Raw genomic sequence first — 24,105 nt, 5'->3', positions numbered from 1 at the left:
AAAGGGCATTAATTACAATAACTTCACCTCCATTTGAAGGATTAATATAATTTCCATCGAATATATATAATATCTGGGGAAGGAAGGGAAAAATGCTATCGAGTTCATGTTGATGGAGGGGTAAAATTTGAATACAATTATCGACCAGCTACAAGAGATTTATCCAAGCGAATTTGATTTGTATTTATTTCATGAAGGAACCCTTTATGAAAGTTATAAAATGCTTGGGGCACACTTTGTTACATCATCAGGTAAAACAGGAGTCAGATTTGCCGTTTGGGCACCCCATGCCAAGCAAGTTTCAGTAGTCGGTAATTTTAATAATTGGGATGGAAATGATCATGCTATGGAGCGGATTGAGCGTTCAGGTATCTGGGTGTTGTTTGTACCAGGATTACAAGAAGGAGAGCTATACAAATACGAAATACATACACCCGGAAATAAACGTATCCTAAAGGCCGATCCTTATGCTTTTTATTCGGAAATAAGACCAAATACAGCCTCTATCATTAAAAGGTTGGATAATTTTGAATGGCAAGATTCGAAATGGATAGCCGATAGGAAAAAAGAAAATATTTATCATAAACCTATGTCGATATATGAAGTTCATCCGGGAACATGGAAACAGACAGAGGACGGGGAATTTTATTCGTACCGTGAACTGGCTGATAGATTAGTTGACTATGTGATTGATAATAGTTTTACACACGTGGAAATCATGGCCATATTGGAACACCCATTCGATAAATCTTGGGGATACCAGGTTACTGGATATTATTCAGTAAATAGCCGTTATGGCTCACCAGAAGATTTCAAGTATTTTATAAACCGCTGCCATCAAAATGGTATTGGTGTAATTCTTGACTGGGTTCCCGCCCATTTTTGTAAAGATGCGCATGGTCTTGCCCGATTTGATGGAACACCTCTCTATGAACCAATTGACTATACTAGAGCTGATCGCCCAATATGGGGAACATACAATTTCGATTTTACTAAACCAGAGGTAATTAGTTTTCTCATATCAAATGTGTTGTTTTGGATGGACGTTTACCATATCGACGGGGTTCGTGTCGATGCGGTATCTTCTATGGTGTATTTAAATCATGATAACCCTTTGCCGGTAAAGTTAAAAAACCAAAATGGCGGTGAAGAAAACATTGAGGCAATACAATTTTTGCAAAAACTTAATGAAGTGGTTTTTAAGAAGTATCCAAACGCCTTAATGATGGCTGAAGAAGCAACAGACCGGCCACTTATAACTTCTCCTACCGATATAGGCGGTCTAGGTTTTAATTATAAGTGGAATATGGGATGGACTAACGATATTCTTCGATATATGAAACTTGATACGAGTGAAAGACCAAATCATCACAGCCTTTTAACCTTTTCATTTTTCTATGCTTTTTCAGAGAATTTCGTATTACCCTTTTCACATGATGAAGTAGTTCATGGCAAAAGGTCTTTATTGAATAAGATGCCAGGTGACTATTGGCAGAAATTTGCGAATTTGCGTTTACTCTTGGGTTATTTTATGACTCATCCTGGAAAGAAACTTCTCTTTATGGGTGGGGAATTTGGTCAGTTTATTGAGTGGAAAGATGAGGAGCAATTAGATTGGCTGCTATTGGAATATGAATCACACACAAAGCTAGCACATTACTTCCGTAGCCTCCAAGAATTATATAGAGAAACTTCTTGCCTATGGAGACTAGATCATGATCAGGAGGGTTTTGAATGGATAGATCCTAACAATAGTAGTCAGAGTATTCTTACCTTTATGAGAAAAGGTAAACGCAAAGGCGATTATTGTATTGTAGTCTGTAATTTTTCTGCTCAGACTCATAATCATTATAAAATCGGTGTACCATCTCAGGGGAAATATATAGAGGTCTTTAATAGTGATTCTGTAGCTTTCGGAGGGTCAGGTCAGGTTAATAAAGAACCCATAAATGTAAAAAAAGAGCCTTATCATAATCAACTATTCAGTATGGAAATAACAGTACCTCCATTAGGCGTATCGATTTACATGAAGCAAACCAAAAAAAGACGCGGGAGAGTGAACGATTAATGGGAGCGAAAAAATGGATTGCAATGTTATTGGCAGGAGGGCAGGGTTCAAGATTAGGTGAATTAACTATTGGGCTGGCAAAACCAGCTGTTCCGTTCGGGGGTAAATATAGAATCATCGATTTTCCATTGAGTAACTGCACTCATTCTGGTATTGATACTGTTGGGGTACTGACCCAATATCAGCCTTTGATACTTAATGATTATGTGGGTAACGGTAAAGCTTGGGATTTAGATCTAGATGTTGGCGGGGTTTCTGTTCTTCCTCCATATCAAGGGAAAGAAGGCGGCGAGTGGTATAAAGGAACAGCCAATGCTGTTTATCAAAATATCCAATACATTGATAACTATGATCCGGAACACGTGTTGATCCTATCAGGTGACCATATTTATAAAATGGATTACAGCAAAATGCTTGATTATCATATCGAAAAAAATGCAGAGGCCACAATAGCTGTCATTCAAGTACCTTGGCAGGAAGCAAGCCGTTTTGGCATTATGAATACGAATGAGGCCGATAGGGTTACCCAATTCGATGAGAAACCAAAATATCCAAAGAGTAACCTGGCTTCTATGGGTGTTTACCTTTTCAATTGGAAGACCTTAAGGAAATACTTAATTAACGATGAAAAAGATGTGAATTCATCCAATGATTTCGGCAGCAACATTATTCCAAAGATGCTGGAAGATCGAAAAAAACTTTTTGCCTATCGTTTTAATGATTATTGGAAGGATGTTGGAACCGTTGAGAGCCTTTGGCAGGCACATATGGATTTATTGGAGGAAACACCAAATTTCCAGTTGGATGATCAGCAGTGGAAGATTTTTGCTCGAAATGCAAATCACCCTCCACAATATATATCATCAGAAGCAGAGGTCAGCCAATCGCTTATTAATGAGGGCTGCATGATACATGGAAACATTGATCACTCAGTTTTATCCTATAATGTACAGGTGGGATATGGATCAACGATTAAAGATTCAGTCATTATGCCTAATGTTACGATTGGTAAAAACGTTCATATAGAAAGAAGTATTATTGCCAGCAATTGTGTTATAGAAGATGGTGCTGTAGTAGGCAATTCAGCCGTTAATTCTGAAATTACCTTGATAGGCGAAAATCAGACCATTACAAATCCAAACAAAAAAAAGATTACTCTTAACTAGAAAAAGGGGACGATGTTATGGATAACGTGTTGGGAATTATTAACTTAATCAATGAAAGACAACATTTAAAAGAGTTGACTGCTCATCGTAATGTAGCATCTGTGCCATTTGGTGGACGTTACCGTCTAATTGACTTTACGATGTCGAACTTCATAAATGCAGATGTATCGAAGGTAGCCGTTTTTCCAAAGGAAAAATATCTTTCTGTTATGGATCATCTTGGGTCGGGGAAAGAATGGAATTTGGATCGGCGTTCAGGAGGGTTGTTCATCTTGCCTCCTATCCATCCAGATGAAACTGTGACAGGTGATATGAAACAGTTTTATGATCATCTCAGCTTTTTTGAGAGGGCTGATGCAGAAACAGTTATCATTTCTCCTGGAAGTCATGTATGCAAAATAGATTTTAATGAAGTACTTGCTTATCATAAAAAACATAAAGCAGATATCACAGTCGTCTATAAAGATTATGTAGGGGAATTGATAGAAAAACCAATTTATCACACCTGCTCAGTTGATTCAGATGAAGATATCACGGACATTAGCTTTTATACGATCCCTAGACCTGGAGACCATGTGTGTCTAGAAACCTTCATTATTAGTAAAACCCTTTTGGTGAAATTGATCAAAGGCTGTGTAGCTAGTGGGGAAAATGACTTCTTGAAAGATGCTGTAAAAGCTAACCTTCATCGTTTTAATGTTAAAGGTTACAATTTCACCGGAGATATGCCATTTATCCACTCGATTGAAAGTTTTCATTCAAGCAATATGAATTTTTTGAATCCCTCAGTTATCCGCTCTTTCTTCGGTGATACATGGGATGTTTATACAAAAATTAAACATGAAGCACCTACCAAATATTCAGGATCCTCTAAGGTTACCAATTCTTTAATAGCCAACGGTTGTGTTATTGAGGGGACTGTCGAAAACAGTATACTTTTTCGTGGGGTAAAGGTAAAAAAAGGTGCTATCATAAGGAATAGTATCATCATGCAAAAAGGTGAGATAGAAGAAGGGGCAATCGTAGAAAATATTATTACTGACAAAGAAGTAAAAATTACTAGTGAGAAAACAGTTATTGGTATAAAACAACCGACTGTAATAAAAAAAGCAGAAATTATTTAATAGAGGAGGTGCGGCAATGAATGTTTTATTTGCTGCTTCAGAATGCGCCCCTTTTATAAAAACGGGAGGGCTAGGAGACGTAATAGGTGCGCTCCCGAAAGCACTAAAAAAACAGGGAGTCCATGTAAGTGTTATTCTTCCAAAATTTGAGGATCTTCCTTTTCATTTTAAACAGGATATGAGACATATTACGAGTATCGAAGTTCCTGTTGGATGGCGTCAGCAATTTTGCGGAATTGAAAAGCTTGTTGCAAATGGAATTACATATTATTTTCTTGATAATGAATATTATTTCAAAAGACATGGAAGTTATGGGTTTTTCGATGATGGTGAGAGATTTGCCTTTTTCTCCCGTGCCATTTTAGAAGCTCTACCTTATTTAGAAGAAAAGCCGGACATCATTCACTGTCATGATTGGCAAACAGGCCTGGTCAGTGTCCTGAAGAAAGCTCATTATCACAATCATCCTTTCTACCAAGATATTAAAACAGTATTTACGATACATAATTTACGCTACCAAGGAGTTTATTCAAAAACTGTTCTAGCAGAATTATTGGATTTGAGTGAATTGTATTTTAATATCGACGGACTAGAATTCCATGGAAATGTCAGTTATCTGAAAGCAGGTATTGCTTTCTCAAACATTGTCACAACTGTAAGCCCAAGTTATGCAGAAGAAATTCAGACTGCATATTATGGTGAGAATTTGAATGGTTTCTTGAGTAAACGAAGTGGCGATCTTAGAGGAATTATTAATGGGATTGATTATGAAGAATATAATCCTGTCACAGATGAATTCCTTTCGATTCCCTTTAACACCTATAATGGAAAGATGGAAAATAAACGTCAGTTACAGGAATCATTGAATCTCCCAGTCAATGATGGCATCCCTGTTATATCAATGGTAACCAGGCTGGTTGATCAAAAAGGAATTGACCTTATTCTTCATGTTTTTCATGAAATGATAAACCAAGGAATTCAATTCATTCTACTAGGTACCGGTGATGAACAATATGAATCGGTCTTCCGTAATCTGGCTGATCAATATCCAAATCAAGTTTCGGTGAATACATACTTTGATGAAGGATTGGCAAGACGGATTTATGCTGGATCTGATTTATTTTTAATGCCTTCTCAATTCGAACCATGTGGAATCGGGCAACTCTTGGCGATGAGGTATGGTACATTACCGATAGTAAGGGAGACCGGTGGGCTTCGGGATACGGTGATTCCATACAATCAATTTACTGACGAGGGAAATGGTTTTAGTTTTACGAATTATAATGCACACGATATGCTTCATACAATTGAGCAATCAGTAGGAATGTATAAATTCCAGCCGAAAAGGTGGAAGAAGTTGGTTGAAAATACAATGAAACTAGATTTTAGTTGGGCTTCGTCATCCGTAAAATATCTTGACCTGTATGAAAGCTTAATTCCTGTAAAAATCAGATAAAGAAAAAGATAAACACTTACGAAATTTGTCTTCGTAAGTGTTTTTGTTTCTTTTGCAATGAAATATGGGTATATGACAGATATATAAAATATTGCAGTGTAGGAGAATGAAAAAATGAGAAGAAGAAGAATGGAATTTGTATTTTTATTTATTTTACTCGTATCGGTTTATATGATCGTTTTTAGTCAGGTTAGCTTCAACACGAAGCTATTTTTTATTGGGTTATATGTTTTTGTTATGTTTATTACAATATACTCACTGATGCTAGAAAATAGATTTGCGCATGATACTCTTCTATGGATGTATGTGCTTTTATTTTTCCCTGTATTTGGCTATGTCTTTTACTTGTTTTCGGGCCAACTTTATTTAAAGGGGTATTTGTTCCAAAGTAAAAGAAAAAAAGACCGGGAAGAATGGAAAAGTCTTGTCACTCATGTATCTTCACCAGACCTTACGTTCTTGAACAATCATCAGAAGTCCTTTGCAGCTTTTGCCAAGAATGCTTCTGAGACGACTATAAGTACAGCTTCAAAAACGGAAGTGTTGAAAAATGGAAATGAAACGTTTTCAGAAATCATTAAACAGTTAAAGAAAGCGGAAAAATTCATTCATATTGAGTATTATATTTTCCGTTCAGACAGACTTGGAACAGAAATTATAGATATTCTAATTGAAAAGGCAAAAAAAGGTGTAGAAGTTTTATTTATTTTTGATGCTGCAGGTAGTTTAAGTCTTTCAAATAATGAAGTTAAGCGGATGAAAAAGGCAGGTGTTAAAGCATACCCATTTTCGCCGTTAAAGCACGGATTTTTCAATCAAAAGTTTAATTTTAGGAATCACCGAAAAATCATCATCATAGATGGGGAAATTGGTTTTGTGGGTGGTTTGAACATTGGTGAGGAGTATTTAGGAAGAAATAAAAACATTGGATTTTGGCGTGATACGCATATGGTCCTTGAAGGGGAAGCCGTTTACATGCTTCATACGGTATTCCTGTTAGATTGGGAATATGTAAGTGGAGAAGATGTTTTAGAAGAACGTCCGGAGATCAATACCAGAGTTGAAAAAGGAGATGGAGCGGTTCAGGTTGTTGCTAGTGGCCCTGATACACAGCAGGGAATCATGAGTGATTTTTACTATTCTCTGATAACTTGTGCAACAAAATCAATCTGGATTGCAAGTCCATACTTTGTACCGAATCAAGCGATCAAAGCAGCGATTAAGCATGCTGCCTTAAAAGGGATACAAGTCCGACTTATGGTTCCTGCGGTAAATGATGGTTTTTTAACCCAATATGGGAGTCGTTCTTATTTCGGTGAACTTCTTCAATTTGGTGTAGAAGTTTACTCGTACAAAAAGGGTTTCTTGCATCAAAAACTTATCATTGTGGATGGTGATATTGCTTCAATTGGAACGGCAAACATGGATATGAGGAGTTTCCATCTTAATTTCGAGGTGAATGTCTTCCTTATGGGTAGCAGTTCCATTAACGATCTAGTCACTCATTATCAAGAGGATATGAAGGATAGCGAAAAACTAGATCCATTAAGTTATAATAATCGAGGTTTGCTGGAACGTTCAAAAGAATCTTTTGCCCGGTTATTTTCCAATGTACTCTGATGGGCAAAAAATCAAATCAATAGTATAGTTGTGATAGAAAAGAAAAGTTTGCTATAAGGAGATTGTAAAAGAATATGAAATTGGTTTCTTGGAACGTAAATGGAATTCGAGCTTGTGTAAAAAAAGGATTTTTAGATTACTTTAAAGATGTGGACGCAGATATTTTTTGTCTTCAAGAAACTAAACTTCAAGAAGGGCAGATTTCACTTGAACTAGAGGGGTATCATCAATATTGGAATTATGCTTTGAAAAAAGGTTATTCAGGTACAGCCATCTTCACGAAGGAAAAACCGCTTTCAGTCAAATATGGTGTAGGGGAACGCGGTGAGGAACCGGAAGGCAGAATCATAACACTCGAGTATGAGAAATTTTATATGGTTAATGTTTATACGCCAAATGCTAAAAGAGATTTATCAAGACTTGATTACCGTCTTGAATGGGAAGATGAAATTCGTAATTATCTGAGAGAGCTAGACTTAGTAAAACCAGTTATTTATTGTGGCGATCTAAATGTAGCACATCAGGAAATAGACTTGAAAAACCCTAAACCAAATGTTGGGAATTCTGGTTTCACATTAGAAGAACGAGGTAAAATGACTGATTTACTTGATGCAGGGTTTGTTGATACGTTCCGCCATTTTTATCCTGACCAGGAAGGTGCTTATACCTGGTGGTCATATATGAGTAAGGTAAGGGAGAGGAATATCGGATGGAGAATCGATTATTTTATTGTTTCCCAACGTCTCGTGGATTCTTTAATAGAGGCCAATATTCATTGCGATATTATGGGCAGTGATCATTGTCCGGTTGTTTTGGAAACAGCTCTTTAACTCGGATAAATTCGGTAAAATGGGGATACTATGGGTTATCCATACTCAACAGGAGGTAAAACGTTATGAACACATTTATTGTGAGTTTCCATCAAGAAGATAATGTTGACAGCATGCAGGTACAAAAATTGACGACCGCAGAATTTGAAAAATCAGCATCACGTGGATTCCGCAGGTTATTTGAACTGGATACAAATATGGGATCTTTCGTCTTTTTTGATGCAGAGGATGATGAAGGAGATTTATCACATCTTGTTCTACAATATGAAGAAGATAGTCAGGATCCTAGTGATTGTTACTCGTTCTCCAAAAATGATTTTTATGAATTCATGGCCCTTTATTTACAAGGCATGGATGAAATGGAAGAGGAAGAGGAAGAGGAAGAGGAAGAGGAAGAGGATGAAGATTATGGACCAATTCATCATCTTGCACACTTGATGTTTCATGTAGTTGAAGAAGGAAAGTCCGTTAAACCGTAACCGATTTTAGATTATGGTCTGTGAGGTACTTGTGAGCTTGATCAACTATCAATTAACACCTAGGAAGATCGTGTTCTTCTCTATAAATCGTGTCATAAACAAATTCACGTCTTGTATTCAAATCGTGAGATAGCCAAAAAATTATATAACGTAAGGAAAAGCCCATCTTGAAAAAGATGGGCTTTTGCAGTCTTTTTATTCAGCTTGCTTTATTTTTCAACCGATCCAGTAAAAACCCACCTTTAAAATACCTTGGTTCATAAGAAATAATGAAGGCTTTTGGTTCAAACTTTTCAACTGTTGCAATTAATTCTTGCTCTCGGTTTCGTTTTGTTAAAATTTCCATCCGATAACGGTTGCTGTCCCTTCCTTCACCGGTATAAAGAGTGACACCGAATCCAATGTTTCTTAAAGTATCAATCAAATATTCATTTTTTGCTTGAGTATTAACGGTTACATTTATATAACCGATGGCGAGTTTTTGCTCAATTTTCGTTCCAAAAATAATCCCGATACCAAAACCAACTGCATATACAACCATGGCGATTATGCTTTGGTCACCGCCAAATACAAGAGATAAACCAAAAACGTATACTAACATTTCTGCAATGCCTAATATAGATGCCAGTACGGTTATATTTTTCACTAAAAATATAGTCCGTAGTGTATAAATTGGAACATAAATAAGTTGCAATAATAAAATGAGCAGAATTTCTTTCAATTGAGCACCTCACCAATTTTTTTATAATTTCTTTGATATTTCATATAGAATCGCCCTCCCATATGAAACATCTTCCATAATCTAATCATAAGACAATGGATGAATTCAATGGAAATATTATGTATTTATTCTCAGCATTTCTAATCATAGAAAATCCTATAATTTAATGTGTTTGAGAATTTCATAATACTCTTTTTTGCTTTAATTTGGTATCATTATCCTAAATAATTTATCTGGGGGATTGTCTATGCTTAATTATAACGGAAGAACATTTATAGCTAAAGATAATTCGGAAAATGGAGAAGTATCGGCAAATACATTCTTTTACTATTCACAAGAAGGAAATATTCTTACAGCAAGTTATGAAGGGGGAGAGATTATTAAAGGGACTTTAAAAGGTATTGTTAATATGGATGGGTCACTGGAATTTAGGTACAATCATATTAATGAAAAAGGTGAAATTAGAGGAGGTAGCTGTCTTTCCACGCCGGAAATGTTGCCTGATGGACGAGTCCGATTGCATGAAAAGTGGAAATGGTTAGATCTCGAGCAGAGTGAAGGTCATTCCATCATTGAAGAAGTGAAAAAATAAAGATTTTACATAGAGAGGTTTGGGGACAATTACTACTATTTGTCTAGTACGTCATGGTCAAACTGATTGGAATGCACTGGGAAAACTGCAGGGACAGACTGACATCCCACTAAATGAACAAGGAAAGATACAAGCACAGAAGTGTGGTGAATTTTTGTCTAAAGCAGATTGGGATGTAATTATTACAAGCCCTCTAAAAAGGGCTAAAGAAACTGCCGAAATCATTAGCTTCTATATTGATAGGCCAGTGATTGAAAAATTAGAATTCATAGAAAAGAACTTTGGCTCTGCTGAAGGAATGACAGCGCATGAAAGAGAGTCTGCATTCAGTGATAAAGTCTATCCTAATCAGGAGAGTCAGGAGTCTTTACGTGGTAGGCTGGTAAAAGGACTTCAAGAGATTCAGCAGGGGTATCCTGAGAAGAAAGTGATCCTTGTTGCACATGGCGCAGTGATTCATTTTATTTTACGATTGATGTCAAATGAGACAATCGTTTCAAAACAAATGAGGTTATTTAATGCTTGTTTAAGTACGATTAAATTTGAGATGGATTCCTGGATTATTGAGGATTTTAATCAAGTAAATCATCTATCCTAATACTCTATGATTTTCAAAAAGTTCTTTAGGAAGAAAAAATGAAATAAAAGTATAGCTGCTATTTAGTAGCTTATAAAGGAAAGAAGGAAATCATGACTATAAAAACTGCATTGATTTTAGGTGCAACTGGAGTCGTTGGTACCCATTTAGTTAAAGAGTTAAGTAACAGCAATAATTATAAGGAAATCCACTTGCTATCTAGAAGGGAAATAGAATCTAAAGAACCTAATTGCGAAGTCCATATTGTGGAGTTTGATAATTTAGTCAGATATGCAGATTTATTCAATGCCACTGATGTTTTTATTTGTTTAGGTACAACTATTAAGAAAGCCAAATCGAAAGAAGCTTTTCGTAAAGTTGATTATGAATTTGTTATTGAAGCGGCGAAAATGGCGAAAGCCTCTAATGTTGAGAAATTTCTCGTCATAACAGCCATGGGAGCCAATTCCAAATCCAAGTTTTTCTACAGTCGTGTTAAAGGCGATGTGGAAGGAACACTACAACAACTAGAATTGAATTCTGTACATATATTTCGCCCGTCCTTACTTCTTGGTGAACGAAAGGAATTTAGGGCAGGTGAAAAGATTTCTGGTATGATTGGTTCTTTTGCTAAATTTCTCTTAGTTGGCCCTTTACGTCCATATCGTGCCATAGAAGCAAACAAAGTAGCTGCTGCAATGTATGGTGCGGCCCAAAAGCCGACACTAGGGTATCATTTCTATAATTCTGATGAAATAGAAAAACTTACAACAAGGAGTTAATCATTAATTAGTGAAACGAGCCTTCATTAGGCTCGTTTCTTTAAAATTCGAAGCAAAAACTGAGATTTAATGTGAAAACAAATTATTATGGAGATTCATTCTGCTTATCAGGAAAAAAGGATCCGGGTTTTGGATGTACCTGTTAGCAGGGAAACATTTGGAGCTGAAAGGAATTTTGACTGTAATAGCAGGTGGAGATCCAGAAGTACTGGAAAAAGCCAGGCCAGTGTTGGAGGTAATGAATGGCAAAATAATCATTTGGTAGGCCATATTGGTGCTAGAAAAGCTATTAAAGCAATTAATCAAATGTTGTCAGGTCATGAAAAATCATTTCGATGGTCGGCATCATGTAATTAACACGCTATTTCCAACCATACTTCAATCTTGTATGCATTACTCGACTCAATTAAGCTTAACAATTAATAATCCAAGAAGGGTTACAAATTCGATTGTGCCGCCCATAAAGATATTTGGATATACATCAGATCTAATCTTCCTGATGAAACTTGATTCTAACAAGAATTTCCACTACAATTCGTAGTGGGAGGGTAAAAGATGAATATTAAAAATTTTAAATATGATGAAGTTGGACTGAATCGTTTCTTTGGTCCCTTGGAAGCTAGTATCATGGAATATTTATGGGATAAAAATGAACAGAGTATTAAAGCGGTGCAGCAATCATTGGAGCTTGAAAAGCCTATCAACTTTAATACTGTAATGACAGTCATGAATCGTCTAGTCGAAAAAGGCATTCTTGAAAAGTGGTCTGAAGGAAGGCTTTCATTATTTCGCCCTGTGCAATCTAAAGCGGAGTTTTTAGAAGAGCAGTCAAAGAAACTGACTGAGAATTTGCTAGATGAATTTGGTGGTGCTGTCATTAGCCATATGCTTGATGCCATGAAAGACGCTGACCAAGCTTTAATTGAAAAATTGGAACAAAAAATTCAATCGTTAAAAAAGGATAAATTATAATGTGGAAGAAAAAGTCTTATTTTGTGATAAGCCTTAGTCTTTTAATTGCCGGTGTAGTATGGAGCCAAATGGGAGCGTTTTTGGTACACATCTTTTTTGGAGTAAATATTAAAGCCAACTTTTTTAAATTTTGCTTTAGTCTATTTAAAGAAGGTTCAGTATACTACTTTGTCGTCATCACACTGCTCATTATAGTAATATCCTATAGTATTTTGATCACACTATTCAAAATTGCAGAGCAATATCTCCTTTCCAGAAGGTTTAAACAAAAGCTTTTTAACTACAAAAACGTTGAAAAGACAAGGTCTATAAACGAAACATTCAAACGGGCCAACAAAGATATCTTAGTTGTGAATGCTGATCAACCTCTTGCGTTTACGCTTGGTTTCAGGCGCCCTTTCATTGTGTTTAGTACTGGTTTAATTCAATTATTGGACTTTGATGAGCTAGAAGCAGTAGTAGAGCATGAAGCCTTTCACCAAAAAAAATATGATCCATTAGTAATCTTTATTTTACAGTTGATCTCACAGGCGTTATGGTTTGTCCCACTGACAAAATGGTGTTATGAAAATTACAAAATAATTAGTGAACTATTAGCCGATGAATATGCGATTAATAAAATGGGGACTGAATTAGGCATAAGCGCTGCTTTGTTGAAGTTAATTAAACATTCTTGCTCTGATAAATCCTCTCCCGTCCTTGTCCACTTCTCGAATGAATCAGTTAACTATAGACTTCAGGAATTAGTTGATCCTAAAAGTAGAATTCCTTTAAGGGCTGATATTACCACGATTTTTGTTTCTATATATGTTTTGATTATACTATTGGGAATGACTATAGTGATTGTCGGATGACTTTCACTTGATTTTTTTATATCATTACACTACACTTTGTAGTGTGAAATATAATAAAAGGAGATGTGTCATGAAAAAACAAGAAATCGGTACCTTTTTATTAAGAGTAATGTTGGGACTTACATTTTTGATGCATGGTTTGTCAAAATTCCAAAGTGGATTGGATAACATTTCTGGATGGTTTCAAAGTATAGGCATTCCGGGATTTATGGCCTATGTAGTTGGTACAATTGAATTGGTTGGAGGAATTGCTTTAATTTTAGGTCTTGGAACAAGAATAATTTCTGCCCTCCTTATATTCATTATGGCTGGTGCAATTGTTTATGTGAAATTTCCAGCAGGCTTTATGGGGAATGGAGAAGGTGCAGGATTCGAATTAGACCTCATTCTTATGATTATTGCACTTCACCTAGTATTAAATGGAAGCCGATTCCTATCGATAGATTCTAAGTTACCAAACCATAAAAAAGGACAAGATTCAGAAATAATAGCGAGTTAATAAGGATATACAATATCAAAGTGTTAAGTTTTATGCTCACCAAATTGAAACGCTAGACTAAAGTCAAAAAAAGAGCTTATCAAATAAAGAGAACCCAAGAAATTAGACAATTTTTTTTAGTTAGTTAGGCAGCTTTGAGGGCATGAACCGAGTAATCTACTGGGCTCATGCCTTTTAATTTCACCTTGATGCGTTGGTGATTGTAGTAATGGATATAATCTTCTAGTTCTTGTTTGAAATGCTCAAAAATTGTTAGTCTTCAAGTAATATATATTGACGAACATACGTTCTTTATTATAAAATACAATCATGGGTAATAATGGTATAGTAGTTATTATCACTGACAAGTTCAAAAGGAAGCTTGGAAGTTACTCAAGATTTGTAAAGAAATTAGAACCAAAGGAGCTATTTAATTATGACAATGCGATTATCTCCCTATTTAATGATGAACGGAAATGCGAAGGAAGCGATCCAATTTTACGAAAAAGCATTGGGTGCAAAAGTCCTTTTTAATCAAACTTTTGGAGAAATGCCAGAAAACCCGGAATTTCCTATACCAGAAGAAGCAAAGGAACTTGTGTCACACGCAATGTTAAAGGTTGGAGAAACGGACCTCATGTTTTCAGATATGTTTCCAGGTCAAACTAGTCAAACTGGAGATCAGGTTACGATCTGTATTTCAACTAACGATATCGAAAAATCAAAACAAATTTTTGAATACTTGTCGCAAGATGGACAAGTAAAAATGCCGCTGCAGGAAGCTTTTTTTAGCCCTGCTTATGGGATTGTATCGGACAAATTCGGTGTAACTTTTCAAATTTACACAGAGGGTCAACAATAATTTTTTTCTAGTATAAAAAATAGCCCCATGTATGAAGCCCAAAGCAGCTGATTTGGTGACTTTTCCGTTCCAACATATAATCAATAGTTGAGCTTGTATAAATCCAAATTGGAACATCATATTGAAAATTCGCACGAAATAGCGGTTATTTTGAATGAGATCAATAAGAAACAATCAAGGCGAAAAAAATTTATTTAATGATTGAATATGATTGGGCAAAAGATTATAACTGAATTTTCCACTAATAGGGAAATGATTGGTTAAAAACGTTTCCAAGGTAACCAACTTAAGGCGCAATGGTGAAGAATAATTAAATCTCAATTTCTCATTTATATCACTGAGAGATTGGGATTTTTTTTATTCTGGAATATTCTTAACGTTGTAACTCTGCGTTTTGCTTGAGGTACTCCTTATGGAATGATAGGTGCGATTCTTCATTAAGAAGGATCGCCTTTTCTTATGCCTAAAGTAATCATATCATGTATCAGAGGAAGAGAAGACCACGTTTGTGCAATATGTAGGCATTCGGAAAGTGAGGAATTATTAAATCCCAAAATACCCTATATTACAAAAATAACCTCGGCAGAATACAAGATTAACCCATATTTAATCAGTTAAGTATCAATCATCATTTTCTTAAATCATGTAGCTTTTCAAATAATATAATCAAAAATGAATTTAAAATGGTGAAAAATAGATTTTTAAAAGGGAATTCAATACTTTTGTTGAACATGAATATTATGGGCCATTTTGACAGTTTGATGATTTTTATTATTGTAACCGTTTACATCTATATATTTAGCCTATTTATCTTGATTATGGTTGTGGATTACAAGATATTTCACATTGATGTATCTCAACAAAATCATTAGCGAATGGAGGTTAACCCATGGTTAACACGATGGCGTTCAATAAGAATGATTCACGTTCCTTCCTCACAGAAGAACACTTATTATTTAAACAATCAATTCGTGAATTTCTCGACAAGGAAGCTATCCCCTTTTATGATAAGTGGGAAAAAGAGGGGGAAGTACCTCGCTCATTTTGGAAAAAGATTGGGGATAACGGATTTTTATGTCCATGGCTTGATGTGGAATTCGGTGGGGTAGGAGCAGATTTTGGATATTCAGTTGTTCTGGCAGAGGAATTGGAAATGGTTGGATCAGCCTTAGTAGGCATTTCAATTCATTCTGATGTTGTAGCCCCGTATATTGCTTCATTCGGAACAATAGATCAAAAACAAAAGTATTTACCCAAGTTCAGTTCAGGAGAAATGATTTCTGCTTTTGCAATGACAGAGCCAGGAATGGATTCAGAATTAGCGAATATCCAAACCACAGCCATCAAGAAAGAAGGGTATTATATTGTCAATGGAGCCAAAACGTTTATCACAAATGGCTTTAAAGCTGACTTATTGATTGTAGCATGTAAAACTGATCTTGATGCTAATCCTTCCAATGATGGAATCAGTTTGTTGCTTATTGATAAAGATACGCCAGGGCTTACACGAGGCAGAAAGCTTGAAAAAGCAGGCCAGAATAGCTCAGAAACAGCCGAACTATTTTTCGATGATGCTTCAGTTCCTGCTGGGAACATCCTTGGGGAGGAAGGGAAGGGCCTATCATATATAATGCAAAAACTGCAGCAGGAAAGACTTATGTGTGCGATTGGGTCTTTAATGGCAGCTAAGGACATGCTCCACTTAACGATGAATTTTATAAAAGAACGAAAAGCATTTGGTAATAAAATAAGTAAATTTAATAAGGCACAGTTTACCATTGCTGAAATAGCGACCGATATTCAGCTGGGTAGAACGTTTGTTGATGGTTTGATCTGTAAACATATGAATGGGGAGAATATCATAACTGAAGTATCGATGGCTAAATATTGGATTACGGAGATGTCAAAGCGAATATCTGAAAAGTGCATGCAGTTACATGATGGATACGGAAATATGGGTGATTATAAAATTGCCCGGCGTCATCGAGACATTCGTTTGACAACATTCTATACAGGGTCAGATGAAATAGTGAAAACCCTCATCGCTAAAAATATCGGGTTTTAATTCAATGTTAAAAACTTAAATCTATTAACTACCTTTATTAAAATGAGGTAGTTTTTTTCATTCCATTTCTTCAATGTAATTACATTGAACTAGTTTATTTTAATAAAAGGTTTAATATTTTTTCGTATGGGTATAAGAGACTGTGCATATGAAAAGTGAAATGAATTTGTAAAATTTGTAATTGTATGCGAATGATGGAGGTGCTTGTCGTGTTAAAAATTGAAAATGTATCGAAAGTCTATAAGGGAGGGAAGAAAGCTGTAAAGAATATAACACTTGATATAAAAAAAGGGGAGTTCATCTGTTTCATTGGTCCGAGTGGCTGTGGGAAAACAACGACAATGAAAATGATTAATCGCCTGATTGAACCGTCCGAAGGTAAGATACTCATAAATGGAGAAAATATAATGGAAAAGGATCCGGTTAAGCTTAGAAGACAGATCGGGTATGTAATTCAACAAATTGGTCTTTTCCCTCATATGACGATTCTTGAAAATATCACCCTCGTTCCAAAACTACTTAAATGGAGTGATCAAGAGAAAAAAGAACGTGCGCTAGAATTGCTGCAGCTCGTTGATATGGGTCCCGAATATTTAGAACGGTATCCCTACGAACTGAGCGGCGGTCAGCAACAGCGAATTGGCGTTCTCAGGGCTCTAGCTTCTAATCCACCACTCATATTAATGGATGAACCTTTTGGTGCTCTAGATCCGATCACCCGCGATGCTCTTCAGGAGGAATTTAAAAATCTGCAGCGCACACTTAATAAGACAATTGTTTTTGTTACCCATGATATGGATGAAGCGATTAAACTTGCTGATCGTATTGTGATTTTAAAGGCTGGGGAAATTGTTCAAGTGGGAACCCCGGATGAAATTCTCAGAAATCCAGCCAATGAATTTGTTGAAGAATTTATCGGTAAAGAACGATTGCTTCAAACAAGACCGAACGTACAATTGGTCGAACAAATCATGAGTCGTAATCCCATTTCAATTACTGAGGAAAAGTCTCTTACTAACGCTATCACTATTATGAGAGAAAAACGAGTTGATTCTCTGCTCGTGGTAGATGAAGAGAATGTATTAAAAGGATTTGTAGATGTTGAAACGATTAGTGAATATCGTAAAAAAGCTACATTTATTAGTGAAGTAATCAATACTGAAGTCTATTCTGTGAAACAAGACTCATTAATCCGTGATTCAGTTCAGAAGATTTTAAAACGCGGATTTAAATATGTGCCGGTCGTTGACCAAAATAAACATTTGGTCGGAATTGTTACTAGAGCTACATTGGTTGACATCGTGTACGACAGCATCTGGGGGGAAGAAGATAATCTAGTGGCTGAAATGGCTGAGATGTTTTAGGAGGTGAATGAGATGGAAACATTGCTCGATTTTTTACAAACGAATTGGCTAGAGTTGCTTTACAAGGCGTGGGAGCATTTATATATATCTATGATTGCTGTATTCCTTGGAATACTAGTTGCTGTACCGCTTGGCATTTTGTTGACCCGTATGAAAAAAAGCGCATCTATAATTATTGGAATTGCAAACATCATGCAGACGTTGCCAAGCTTGGCAGTACTAGCATTTTTCATTCCATTCCTCGGTGTTGGGAAGACACCTGCTATTATTGCGTTATTTTTCTATTCTGTTTTACCTATTCTCAGGAATACGTATACAGGCATTAAAGGTGTAAATAAAAATTTACTTGAATCTGGTAGAGGCATCGGGATGACGAGTTGGGAGAGAATTCGTCTAGTTGAATTTCCACTTGCACTTTCCGTCATTATGGCTGGGATTCGCACTGCCTCCGTTTATTTAATTGGCTGGGCAACATTGGCTTCCTTTATTGGAGGCGGAGGACTTGGGGATTACATATTTATTGGTTTGAATTTATACCAAACAGAATATATCATCGCAGGTGCAGTACCGGTAATCATCATGGCTATCCTGGTGGATTATGTTTTCTCGATCATTGAACGAAAAGTCGTACCAAAAGGATTAAAAGGTATGAAGGAAGTTGCTTGAGGAGGAATACCATGTATAAAAAAATAAGAAAAATAAGTTTTACTACCCTTTTATTGTTTTCATTATTCATCAGCGGCTGCTCATTGCCTGGGTTGGGGTCATCTTCTGAAAAAACGGTTAAAATTGGTGCGCAGAGTATGACCGAATCCGAAATCTTGGCAAACATGATAGCACAACTACTTGAACGAAATACAGACCTTGATACGAAGATTATTAAGAATTTAGGTTCGAATTTCGTACAGCAACAAGCAATGGAGAGTGGGGATATTGATGTAGCCGCAACTCGTTATACGGGGACGGATTTAACGAGTGTTTTAGCTCAGGATATTGAAAAAGATCCAGTAAAGGCAATGGAAATTGTTCAAAAGGAATTTAAAAAACAATATGGATTCAAATTTTACGATTCTTATGGATTTGATAATACTTATGCATTTACGATATCAAATGAATTGGCAGAGGAAAAAGGCTATAAAAAAATATCCGATTTGGAAAAAGATGCAGGGAATTTGAGATTAGGTGTCGATAGTGCTTGGCTGAAAAGAAAAGGGGACGGCTATAAGGAATTCGTAGACACCTATGGATTAGAATTCGGAGAAACCTATCCGATGCAAATTGGACTAGTTTACGACGCTGTCAAAAATGGTCAGATGGACATTGTCCTCGCATACTCTTCAGATGGACGGATTAAGGTGAATAATTTGCAGCTTTTAGAAGATGACAAACAATATTTCCCTCCTTATGATTGTTCACCCGTTGTCACGAAAGATGCGTTAGAACGATATCCGGAAATAGAAAATCAACTAACTAAGTTAATTGGAGAAATCACAACCGAAACGATGCAGGAACTGAACTATGAAGTTGATGGAAACTTGAAAGAACCATCGATTGTAGCAACGGAGTTCCTTGAAGCACATAATTATTTTGAATAAATGGGAGGTGCAATCTAATGGAAACCTTGGAACAACTGGGAACGTATTACTCCCAGAATTGGATGTACGTACTTACTGAATTTTATCGCCACTTTTTAATGTCTGCTTACGGAGTTCTATTTGCCGCAATCATTGCTATCCCGCTAGGTATATTCATCGCAAAGCATAAAAAGTTGAGTAATTGGGTGTTTTCGATAACTAATGTCATACAAACCACACCAGCCTTAGCAATGCTTGCTCTCCTTATGTTAGTAATGGGACTGGGGACAAACACAGTTATTTTGTCATTGTTTTTATATTCTTTACTACCAATCCTAAGAAATACGTATGTAGGAATTACAAACATTGATCATGCCTATTTAGAATCGGGTAAGGCTATGGGGATGACGAAGTTCCAATTACTAGGAATGGTCGAACTGCCATTATCCCTGTCTGTCATCATGGCTGGTCTACGAACGGCACTTGTCGTTGCGATTGGTGTAACTGCAGTCGGCACATTCGTCGGTGCAGGTGGACTGGGTGATATCATTGTCAGGGGAACCAATGCTTCGAATGGTACCGCAATTATTCTCGCAGGAGCTATACCAACAGCATTAATGGCTATTCTGGCTGACATTTTATTAGGGTGGTTAGAACGTGCACTTTCACCAATTAAAAGAAAGAAATTAATACAATCCGAAGCAAAATAGGGAAAAAGAGCAGTTGCAACTGCTCTTTTTTTATTAAGGTTATTAGCCATAAATTCTTCCCTTTAGTTTTTTATTTCTAATAAAGGGTAACTATAAGAACAGTTGTAAAAAAATAAGGGGAATCGATCAAACATGAAACTTACACCAGAACAACGAATTGAACTCCATGGTTTTAATAATCTTACGAAATCATTAAGTTTTAATATGTATGATATTTGTTTTACAAAAACAAAGAAAGAACGCGAAGCCTACCTAGAATATATCGATGAGCAGTATAATGCAGAAAGGCTTTCGAAGATTTTGCAAAACGTATCGGATTTAATTGGAGCACACGTTTTGAATACGGCAAAACAGGACTATATTCCACAGGGTGCAAGTGTAACGATGCTTGTTTCCGAAGGACCTGTCGTCGAAGTTCCGACTGGTACCTATGAGGAATCCCCTGGCCCATTACCCAATAATGTTGTCATGCAACTGGATAAAAGCCACATTACTGTTCATACATACCCTGAGTTTCATCCGAATGAAGGCATTAGTACATTCAGGGCTGATATCGATGTATCTACTTGTGGAGAAATCTCTCCACTAAAAGCACTTAATTATCTTATACATTCCTTTGATACTGACATAATTACTATTGATTACCGTGTCCGAGGATTTACACGGGATAAAAATGGACGGAAATTATTCATTGATCATGATATAAATTCCATTCAAAATTACATCCCTGATGAAGTAAAGAGTTTATATGATATGATAGACGTCAATGTGTATCAGGAAAATATATTTCATACGAAATGTAAGTTGAAAAGATTCGATATAAATAATTATTTATTCGGCTTCACAGAAGAAAAATTAAATTCAGAGGAACGACAGGAAATTATAGAAAGACTACAAACAGAGATGGATGAAATTTTTTATGGAGCTAACGTTCCGCATCTATTAAAGAAAAACAAGCATTCCAATTAAGGAATGCTTGTCTACAGTTTTTTTGAGGGGTTGTAAAAATTCGACGTTGATTTCCACTCCAGGCACTCGCTTTCCGCGGGCGGTCAGGGAGCCTCCTCGGCGCCTTTGCGCCTGTGGGGTCTCCCTTGGACACGCATTTCCCGCAGGAGTCTCGCACCTTCCGTTCCAATCAACTTTGTTTTAACAATTAGATATAACCACTTTTGCCTACAGTCCTTTTTGTTTTAATATAGAAGTATTAAAACTTGAGGTGATGACGATGCTTTCGAAACATAATTCTATTCAGCGAGATCAACTTGAAATGATTACTTTGGATCAACTGGTGCCAGCGAACTATTTGGTTCGTAAAATTGAGGGGGACATTGACTTCACTTTCATTTATGACTTGGTGAAAGATATGTATTCAGAGATAGGGCGCCCAAGTATTGATCCAGTTATTTTAGTTAAATTGACATTCATTCAATATACCTTCGGTATTCGTTCGATGCGTAAAACGATTGAAGAAGTTGAAACGAATATGGCTTACCGTTGGTTTTTAGGTTACGGTTTCCATGATAAAGTACCTCACTTCTCAACGTTCGGGAAAAATTATGAGCGTCGCTTTAAAGATACAGACCTGTTTGAACGGATTTTTTATCGTATCTTAATGACAGCTTCAGAAAGAAAGTTAATAAGTGCAGAGCACGTATTCGTTGATTCAACACATGTGAAAGCCAGTGCGAATAAGCGAAAATTCGAAAAGAAAATCGTTCGTAAGGAAACACGAGCATATCAAGGACGCCTTCAAGAAGAAATAAATCAAGATCGTGAAAACAAGGGAAAGAAGCCTTTTCCACCGGATAAATTTGATAAAGAAGAAACCAAAGAAATTAAAGAAAGTACAACTGACCCTGAGAGTGGCTACTATGTAAAAGATGAACGAACAAAACAGTTTGCCTATTCATTTCATGCGGCTGCGGACCGCAACGGTTTTGTGCTGGGGACGATTGTAACACCGGGAAATACGCATGATAGTCATATCTTAGAGCCTCTTGTTGAACAAGTGATTGAGAAAGTTGGAAAACCTGAAGCTGTTGCCGCAGATGCAGCTTACAAAACACCAGCTATTACAAGCTACCTTTTTGGGAAAGAAATCACACCAGCTTTACCCTATACACGTCCACGAACAAAAGAAGGGTTCTTTCGCAAGCATGACTATGTTTACGATGAACATTTTGATAGTTACCTCTGCCCATCGGGCGAGATTTTAAAGTACTCAACAACAAATAAAGAGGGCTATCGCGAGTACAAATCACCCAAACACACTTGTGCGACATGCTCATTTTTATCACAGTGTACAGTAAGCAAAGACCATCAAAAAGTGGTGACACGCCATATCTGGCAAAATTATATGGAAGAAGCAGATCATCTGCGTCATCACAAGGATGTAAAACCTATATATGCGAAACGTAAAGAAACAATAGAGCGTAGAGCGTGTATTCGCAGATGCAAAAGAAAAGCATGGTATGCGTTGGACTACTTTAAGGGGACTTAAAAAATTGTCGATGCAGGCGATGCTTACTTTCGCTGCCATGAATTTAAAGAAGATAGCCAATTGGACATGGCAAGGTCCAAGAATGGCTTAATAAAGTGGGCTCGTAGAGGCCCAATCTCTTAATCTTGAGCAAAATTCAAAGGGGATTTCAAAAGGGGTCCGGAATTAAAACATTCCGAACCCCTTTTGTCTACAAACTGAAACAAGCATTCCAATTAAGGAATGCTTGTTTTGTGAATATTAATTTAATTGTAATACGCGGACCAATACATAACCAAGAATTGATAATAAGATTGAACCGAATAGACCAGCAACAAATGGTTTTCCACCATATTTCTTGAATATTACAAGATCTATATTTAATCCGAGTCCCGCCATAGACATTGCCATGAGGATATAAGAAAGTGAAACAATGTATTCAGCAATAGCTTCTGGTACTACTCCTGTAGAATAAAGTGCACTAGTTGCTAAAAACCCTAAAATAAACCAAGGAATCTGGATAGATTTCCATGAAAATTTCTTCCCAGGATTAGCTGTTCTCTCTTTCAAATTCATTATGAATCCAATAAAAATTGCAACAGGAATGAGTAAGGCAACCCTTGTTAACTTGACCATGACTGCCATATCTACTGCCTCATTTCCACCTGGTGCTGAAGCGGCAATTACATGAGCAATTTCATGCAGTGTAGCTCCCGAGAAAATTCCGTATCCCTGATCTGATAAACCTAGGAATGGGTAAAGAATGGTGTAACCAAATGTAAAGGTTGTTCCCAATACCGCAACCGTTGCCACGGCAATCGCTGTATCTTTTTCTTTTGCTTTAATTTGTGTGGAAATCGCAAGGACAGCCGCAGCTCCACAAATTCCTGTTCCACAGGCTGTCAAAATACCCAGCTTTTTTTCGACCTTAAAAAGACGGGTCAATCCATAAACTATTAATATAGCAAATACAAGACTAATAGCTCCGACAGCAAAAGTTTTTGGTCCAGCATTAAAAATATCCTTTAAGTTCAAACGCATCCCTAACAAAATGATACCAAATCGCAAAAGAACCTTACTAGAATAATTGGTCCCTGCAACCACATAATCAGGCAAGCCGACTATGGATTTCCAAAACACCCCTATTAATATCGCTATGACGAGCTGCCCCATTATATGAAGGAAGGGGAGCTCTGCCAAGAATTTTGCTGCAATAGCAATTAGTAGGGTTAAAACTATCCCTTTAATAAAGCCAAGCTTTATTGTTTCTCTTGCTGTTTTTCCCAAGTTGAACACTCCATCTTTATTGTTTCCTTTACTTTAAGGGTA

General features: G+C 36.5%; 23 protein-coding genes and 2 pseudogenes. 22 read left to right on the top strand and 3 right to left on the bottom strand.

Annotated elements, in window-relative coordinates:
• The first annotated feature begins 127 nt into the window (after window positions 1-127).
• The 7 genes from glgB (at window position 128) to RE409_RS15405 (ending at window position 8,743) form a co-directional block, all read left to right on the top strand.
• Window positions 128-2,068, top strand: a complete 1,941-nt coding sequence (glgB, locus tag RE409_RS15435; RefSeq protein ID WP_201185119.1) for a 1,4-alpha-glucan branching protein GlgB — start codon at window positions 128-130, stop codon at window positions 2,066-2,068.
• Complete coding sequence (locus RE409_RS15430) at window positions 2,068-3,234, top strand: glucose-1-phosphate adenylyltransferase (protein ID WP_201185117.1); 1,167 nt, start codon at window positions 2,068-2,070, stop codon at window positions 3,232-3,234. Before glgB ends, RE409_RS15430 begins: the two co-directional genes overlap by 1 nt.
• 17 nt (window positions 3,235-3,251) lie before the next feature.
• Complete coding sequence (gene glgD / locus RE409_RS15425) at window positions 3,252-4,358, top strand: glucose-1-phosphate adenylyltransferase subunit GlgD (protein ID WP_201224235.1); 1,107 nt, start codon at window positions 3,252-3,254, stop codon at window positions 4,356-4,358.
• A gap of 16 nt (window positions 4,359-4,374) precedes the next feature.
• A complete protein-coding gene (gene glgA, locus RE409_RS15420) occupies window positions 4,375-5,814 on the top strand; it encodes a glycogen synthase GlgA (protein WP_201224237.1) in 1,440 nt (479 codons plus the stop codon).
• Between the two features lie 114 nt (window positions 5,815-5,928).
• Window positions 5,929-7,434, top strand: coding sequence for a cardiolipin synthase (gene cls, locus RE409_RS15415; protein ID WP_201224239.1), 1,506 nt, complete (start codon window positions 5,929-5,931; stop codon window positions 7,432-7,434).
• A gap of 74 nt (window positions 7,435-7,508) precedes the next feature.
• Window positions 7,509-8,264: an exodeoxyribonuclease III gene (locus tag RE409_RS15410; protein WP_201224241.1), complete on the top strand. Its 756-nt coding sequence runs from the start codon at window positions 7,509-7,511 to the stop codon at window positions 8,262-8,264.
• 65 nt (window positions 8,265-8,329) lie between these two features.
• A complete protein-coding gene (locus RE409_RS15405; protein ID WP_309557782.1) occupies window positions 8,330-8,743 on the top strand; it encodes a cytosolic protein in 414 nt (137 codons plus the stop codon).
• Window positions 8,744-8,942: 199 nt separating this feature from the next.
• Here the strand turns inward: RE409_RS15405 and RE409_RS15400 are convergent, their stop codons facing one another.
• Window positions 8,943-9,464 carry a DUF2179 domain-containing protein gene (locus RE409_RS15400; protein WP_056527290.1) on the bottom strand — a complete coding sequence of 174 codons (522 nt, stop codon included), beginning with the start codon at window positions 9,462-9,464 and terminating at the stop codon, window positions 8,943-8,945.
• Window positions 9,465-9,711: 247 nt separating this feature from the next.
• Here RE409_RS15400 and RE409_RS15395 point away from each other — a divergent pair, with 247 nt between their 5' ends.
• The 7 genes from RE409_RS15395 to RE409_RS15365 all read left to right on the top strand — a co-directional run bounded on the left by RE409_RS15395 (window position 9,712) and on the right by RE409_RS15365 (window position 13,740).
• On the top strand, window positions 9,712-10,056 hold the full coding sequence (locus RE409_RS15395) for an avidin-fold protein (RefSeq protein ID WP_201224245.1): 345 nt from the start codon (window positions 9,712-9,714) through the stop codon (window positions 10,054-10,056).
• Between the two features lie 28 nt (window positions 10,057-10,084).
• Window positions 10,085-10,654, top strand: a complete 570-nt coding sequence (locus RE409_RS15390) for a histidine phosphatase family protein (RefSeq protein WP_201187876.1) — start codon at window positions 10,085-10,087, stop codon at window positions 10,652-10,654.
• A gap of 92 nt (window positions 10,655-10,746) precedes the next feature.
• Entirely contained in the window at window positions 10,747-11,415 is a 669-nt protein-coding gene (locus RE409_RS15385; RefSeq protein ID WP_309557781.1) for an NAD(P)H-binding protein, read from the top strand.
• 87 nt (window positions 11,416-11,502) lie between these two features.
• Window positions 11,503-11,772 carry a hypothetical protein gene (locus tag RE409_RS15380; protein ID WP_201224247.1) on the top strand — a complete coding sequence of 90 codons (270 nt, stop codon included), beginning with the start codon at window positions 11,503-11,505 and terminating at the stop codon, window positions 11,770-11,772.
• A gap of 198 nt (window positions 11,773-11,970) precedes the next feature.
• On the top strand, window positions 11,971-12,387 hold the full coding sequence (locus RE409_RS15375; protein ID WP_201185106.1) for a BlaI/MecI/CopY family transcriptional regulator: 417 nt from the start codon (window positions 11,971-11,973) through the stop codon (window positions 12,385-12,387).
• Window positions 12,387-13,241: a M56 family metallopeptidase gene (locus RE409_RS15370; RefSeq protein WP_201185104.1), complete on the top strand. Its 855-nt coding sequence runs from the start codon at window positions 12,387-12,389 to the stop codon at window positions 13,239-13,241. Before RE409_RS15375 ends, RE409_RS15370 begins: the two co-directional genes overlap by 1 nt.
• Before the next feature lie 70 nt (window positions 13,242-13,311).
• A complete protein-coding gene (locus RE409_RS15365) occupies window positions 13,312-13,740 on the top strand; it encodes a DoxX family protein (RefSeq protein WP_201185102.1) in 429 nt (142 codons plus the stop codon).
• 124 nt (window positions 13,741-13,864) lie between these two features.
• Here RE409_RS15365 and RE409_RS15360 read toward each other — a convergent pair.
• Window positions 13,865-13,984 (bottom strand): annotated as a pseudogene (locus RE409_RS15360) (IS3 family transposase); the annotation flags it as partial.
• Between the two features lie 171 nt (window positions 13,985-14,155).
• Here RE409_RS15360 and RE409_RS15355 point away from each other — a divergent pair.
• The 8 genes and pseudogenes from RE409_RS15355 to RE409_RS15320 all read left to right on the top strand — a co-directional run bounded on the left by RE409_RS15355 (window position 14,156) and on the right by RE409_RS15320 (window position 22,888).
• Complete coding sequence (locus RE409_RS15355) at window positions 14,156-14,581, top strand: VOC family protein (RefSeq protein WP_053346312.1); 426 nt, start codon at window positions 14,156-14,158, stop codon at window positions 14,579-14,581.
• A gap of 889 nt (window positions 14,582-15,470) precedes the next feature.
• Entirely contained in the window at window positions 15,471-16,646 is a 1,176-nt protein-coding gene (locus tag RE409_RS15350; protein ID WP_201224249.1) for an acyl-CoA dehydrogenase family protein, read from the top strand.
• A gap of 209 nt (window positions 16,647-16,855) precedes the next feature.
• Window positions 16,856-18,010: a betaine/proline/choline family ABC transporter ATP-binding protein gene (locus tag RE409_RS15345; RefSeq protein ID WP_201185099.1), complete on the top strand. Its 1,155-nt coding sequence runs from the start codon at window positions 16,856-16,858 to the stop codon at window positions 18,008-18,010.
• Window positions 18,011-18,022: 12 nt separating this feature from the next.
• Window positions 18,023-18,676: an ABC transporter permease gene (locus tag RE409_RS15340; RefSeq protein ID WP_056527266.1), complete on the top strand. Its 654-nt coding sequence runs from the start codon at window positions 18,023-18,025 to the stop codon at window positions 18,674-18,676.
• Between the two features lie 11 nt (window positions 18,677-18,687).
• Window positions 18,688-19,605 (top strand): osmoprotectant ABC transporter substrate-binding protein, encoded by a 918-nt coding sequence (locus tag RE409_RS15335; RefSeq protein ID WP_201185098.1) that lies wholly within the window; start codon window positions 18,688-18,690, stop codon window positions 19,603-19,605.
• A gap of 17 nt (window positions 19,606-19,622) precedes the next feature.
• Window positions 19,623-20,294, top strand: a complete 672-nt coding sequence (locus RE409_RS15330; RefSeq protein ID WP_053346307.1) for an ABC transporter permease — start codon at window positions 19,623-19,625, stop codon at window positions 20,292-20,294.
• 132 nt (window positions 20,295-20,426) lie between these two features.
• A complete protein-coding gene (speD, locus tag RE409_RS15325; protein WP_201185097.1) occupies window positions 20,427-21,263 on the top strand; it encodes an adenosylmethionine decarboxylase in 837 nt (278 codons plus the stop codon).
• 259 nt (window positions 21,264-21,522) lie between these two features.
• A pseudogene (locus RE409_RS15320) lies at window positions 21,523-22,888 on the top strand (IS1182 family transposase).
• Window positions 22,889-23,037: 149 nt separating this feature from the next.
• On the opposite strand, the gene RE409_RS15310 reads toward RE409_RS15320, so the two are convergent.
• A complete protein-coding gene (locus tag RE409_RS15310; RefSeq protein ID WP_201185096.1) occupies window positions 23,038-24,063 on the bottom strand; it encodes a YeiH family protein in 1,026 nt (341 codons plus the stop codon).
• Window positions 24,064-24,105: the final 42 nt, after the last annotated feature.

Source organism: Peribacillus sp. R9-11 (assembly GCF_031345095.1).
Taxonomy (GTDB): Bacteria; Bacillota; Bacilli; order Bacillales; family DSM-1321; genus Peribacillus; species Peribacillus butanolivorans.
Note: the sequence above shows the minus strand (reverse complement) of the source record. Positions and strands in the feature narration are given on the sequence as shown.

Excerpts from the sequence above, each read along its gene's own strand:
- RE409_RS15430 (WP_201185117.1), top strand. The coding sequence starts at position 2,068 with ATGGGAGCGAAAAAATGGATTGCAATGTTATTGGCAGGAGGGCAGGGT.
- glgD (WP_201224235.1), top strand. The coding sequence starts at position 3,252 with ATGGATAACGTGTTGGGAATTATTAACTTAATCAATGAAAGACAACAT.
- glgA (WP_201224237.1), top strand. The coding sequence starts at position 4,375 with ATGAATGTTTTATTTGCTGCTTCAGAATGCGCCCCTTTTATAAAAACG.
- cls (WP_201224239.1), top strand. The coding sequence starts at position 5,929 with ATGAGAAGAAGAAGAATGGAATTTGTATTTTTATTTATTTTACTCGTA.
- RE409_RS15410 (WP_201224241.1), top strand. The coding sequence starts at position 7,509 with ATGAAATTGGTTTCTTGGAACGTAAATGGAATTCGAGCTTGTGTAAAA.
- RE409_RS15405 (WP_309557782.1), top strand. The coding sequence starts at position 8,330 with ATGAACACATTTATTGTGAGTTTCCATCAAGAAGATAATGTTGACAGC.
- RE409_RS15395 (WP_201224245.1), top strand. The coding sequence starts at position 9,712 with ATGCTTAATTATAACGGAAGAACATTTATAGCTAAAGATAATTCGGAA.
- RE409_RS15385 (WP_309557781.1), top strand. The coding sequence starts at position 10,747 with ATGACTATAAAAACTGCATTGATTTTAGGTGCAACTGGAGTCGTTGGT.
- RE409_RS15380 (WP_201224247.1), top strand. The coding sequence starts at position 11,503 with ATGGAGATTCATTCTGCTTATCAGGAAAAAAGGATCCGGGTTTTGGAT.
- RE409_RS15375 (WP_201185106.1), top strand. The coding sequence starts at position 11,971 with ATGAATATTAAAAATTTTAAATATGATGAAGTTGGACTGAATCGTTTC.
- RE409_RS15370 (WP_201185104.1), top strand. The coding sequence starts at position 12,387 with ATGTGGAAGAAAAAGTCTTATTTTGTGATAAGCCTTAGTCTTTTAATT.
- RE409_RS15365 (WP_201185102.1), top strand. The coding sequence starts at position 13,312 with ATGAAAAAACAAGAAATCGGTACCTTTTTATTAAGAGTAATGTTGGGA.
- RE409_RS15355 (WP_053346312.1), top strand. The coding sequence starts at position 14,156 with ATGACAATGCGATTATCTCCCTATTTAATGATGAACGGAAATGCGAAG.
- RE409_RS15350 (WP_201224249.1), top strand. The coding sequence starts at position 15,471 with ATGGTTAACACGATGGCGTTCAATAAGAATGATTCACGTTCCTTCCTC.
- RE409_RS15340 (WP_056527266.1), top strand. The coding sequence starts at position 18,023 with ATGGAAACATTGCTCGATTTTTTACAAACGAATTGGCTAGAGTTGCTT.
- RE409_RS15335 (WP_201185098.1), top strand. The coding sequence starts at position 18,688 with ATGTATAAAAAAATAAGAAAAATAAGTTTTACTACCCTTTTATTGTTT.
- RE409_RS15330 (WP_053346307.1), top strand. The coding sequence starts at position 19,623 with ATGGAAACCTTGGAACAACTGGGAACGTATTACTCCCAGAATTGGATG.
- speD (WP_201185097.1), top strand. The coding sequence starts at position 20,427 with ATGAAACTTACACCAGAACAACGAATTGAACTCCATGGTTTTAATAAT.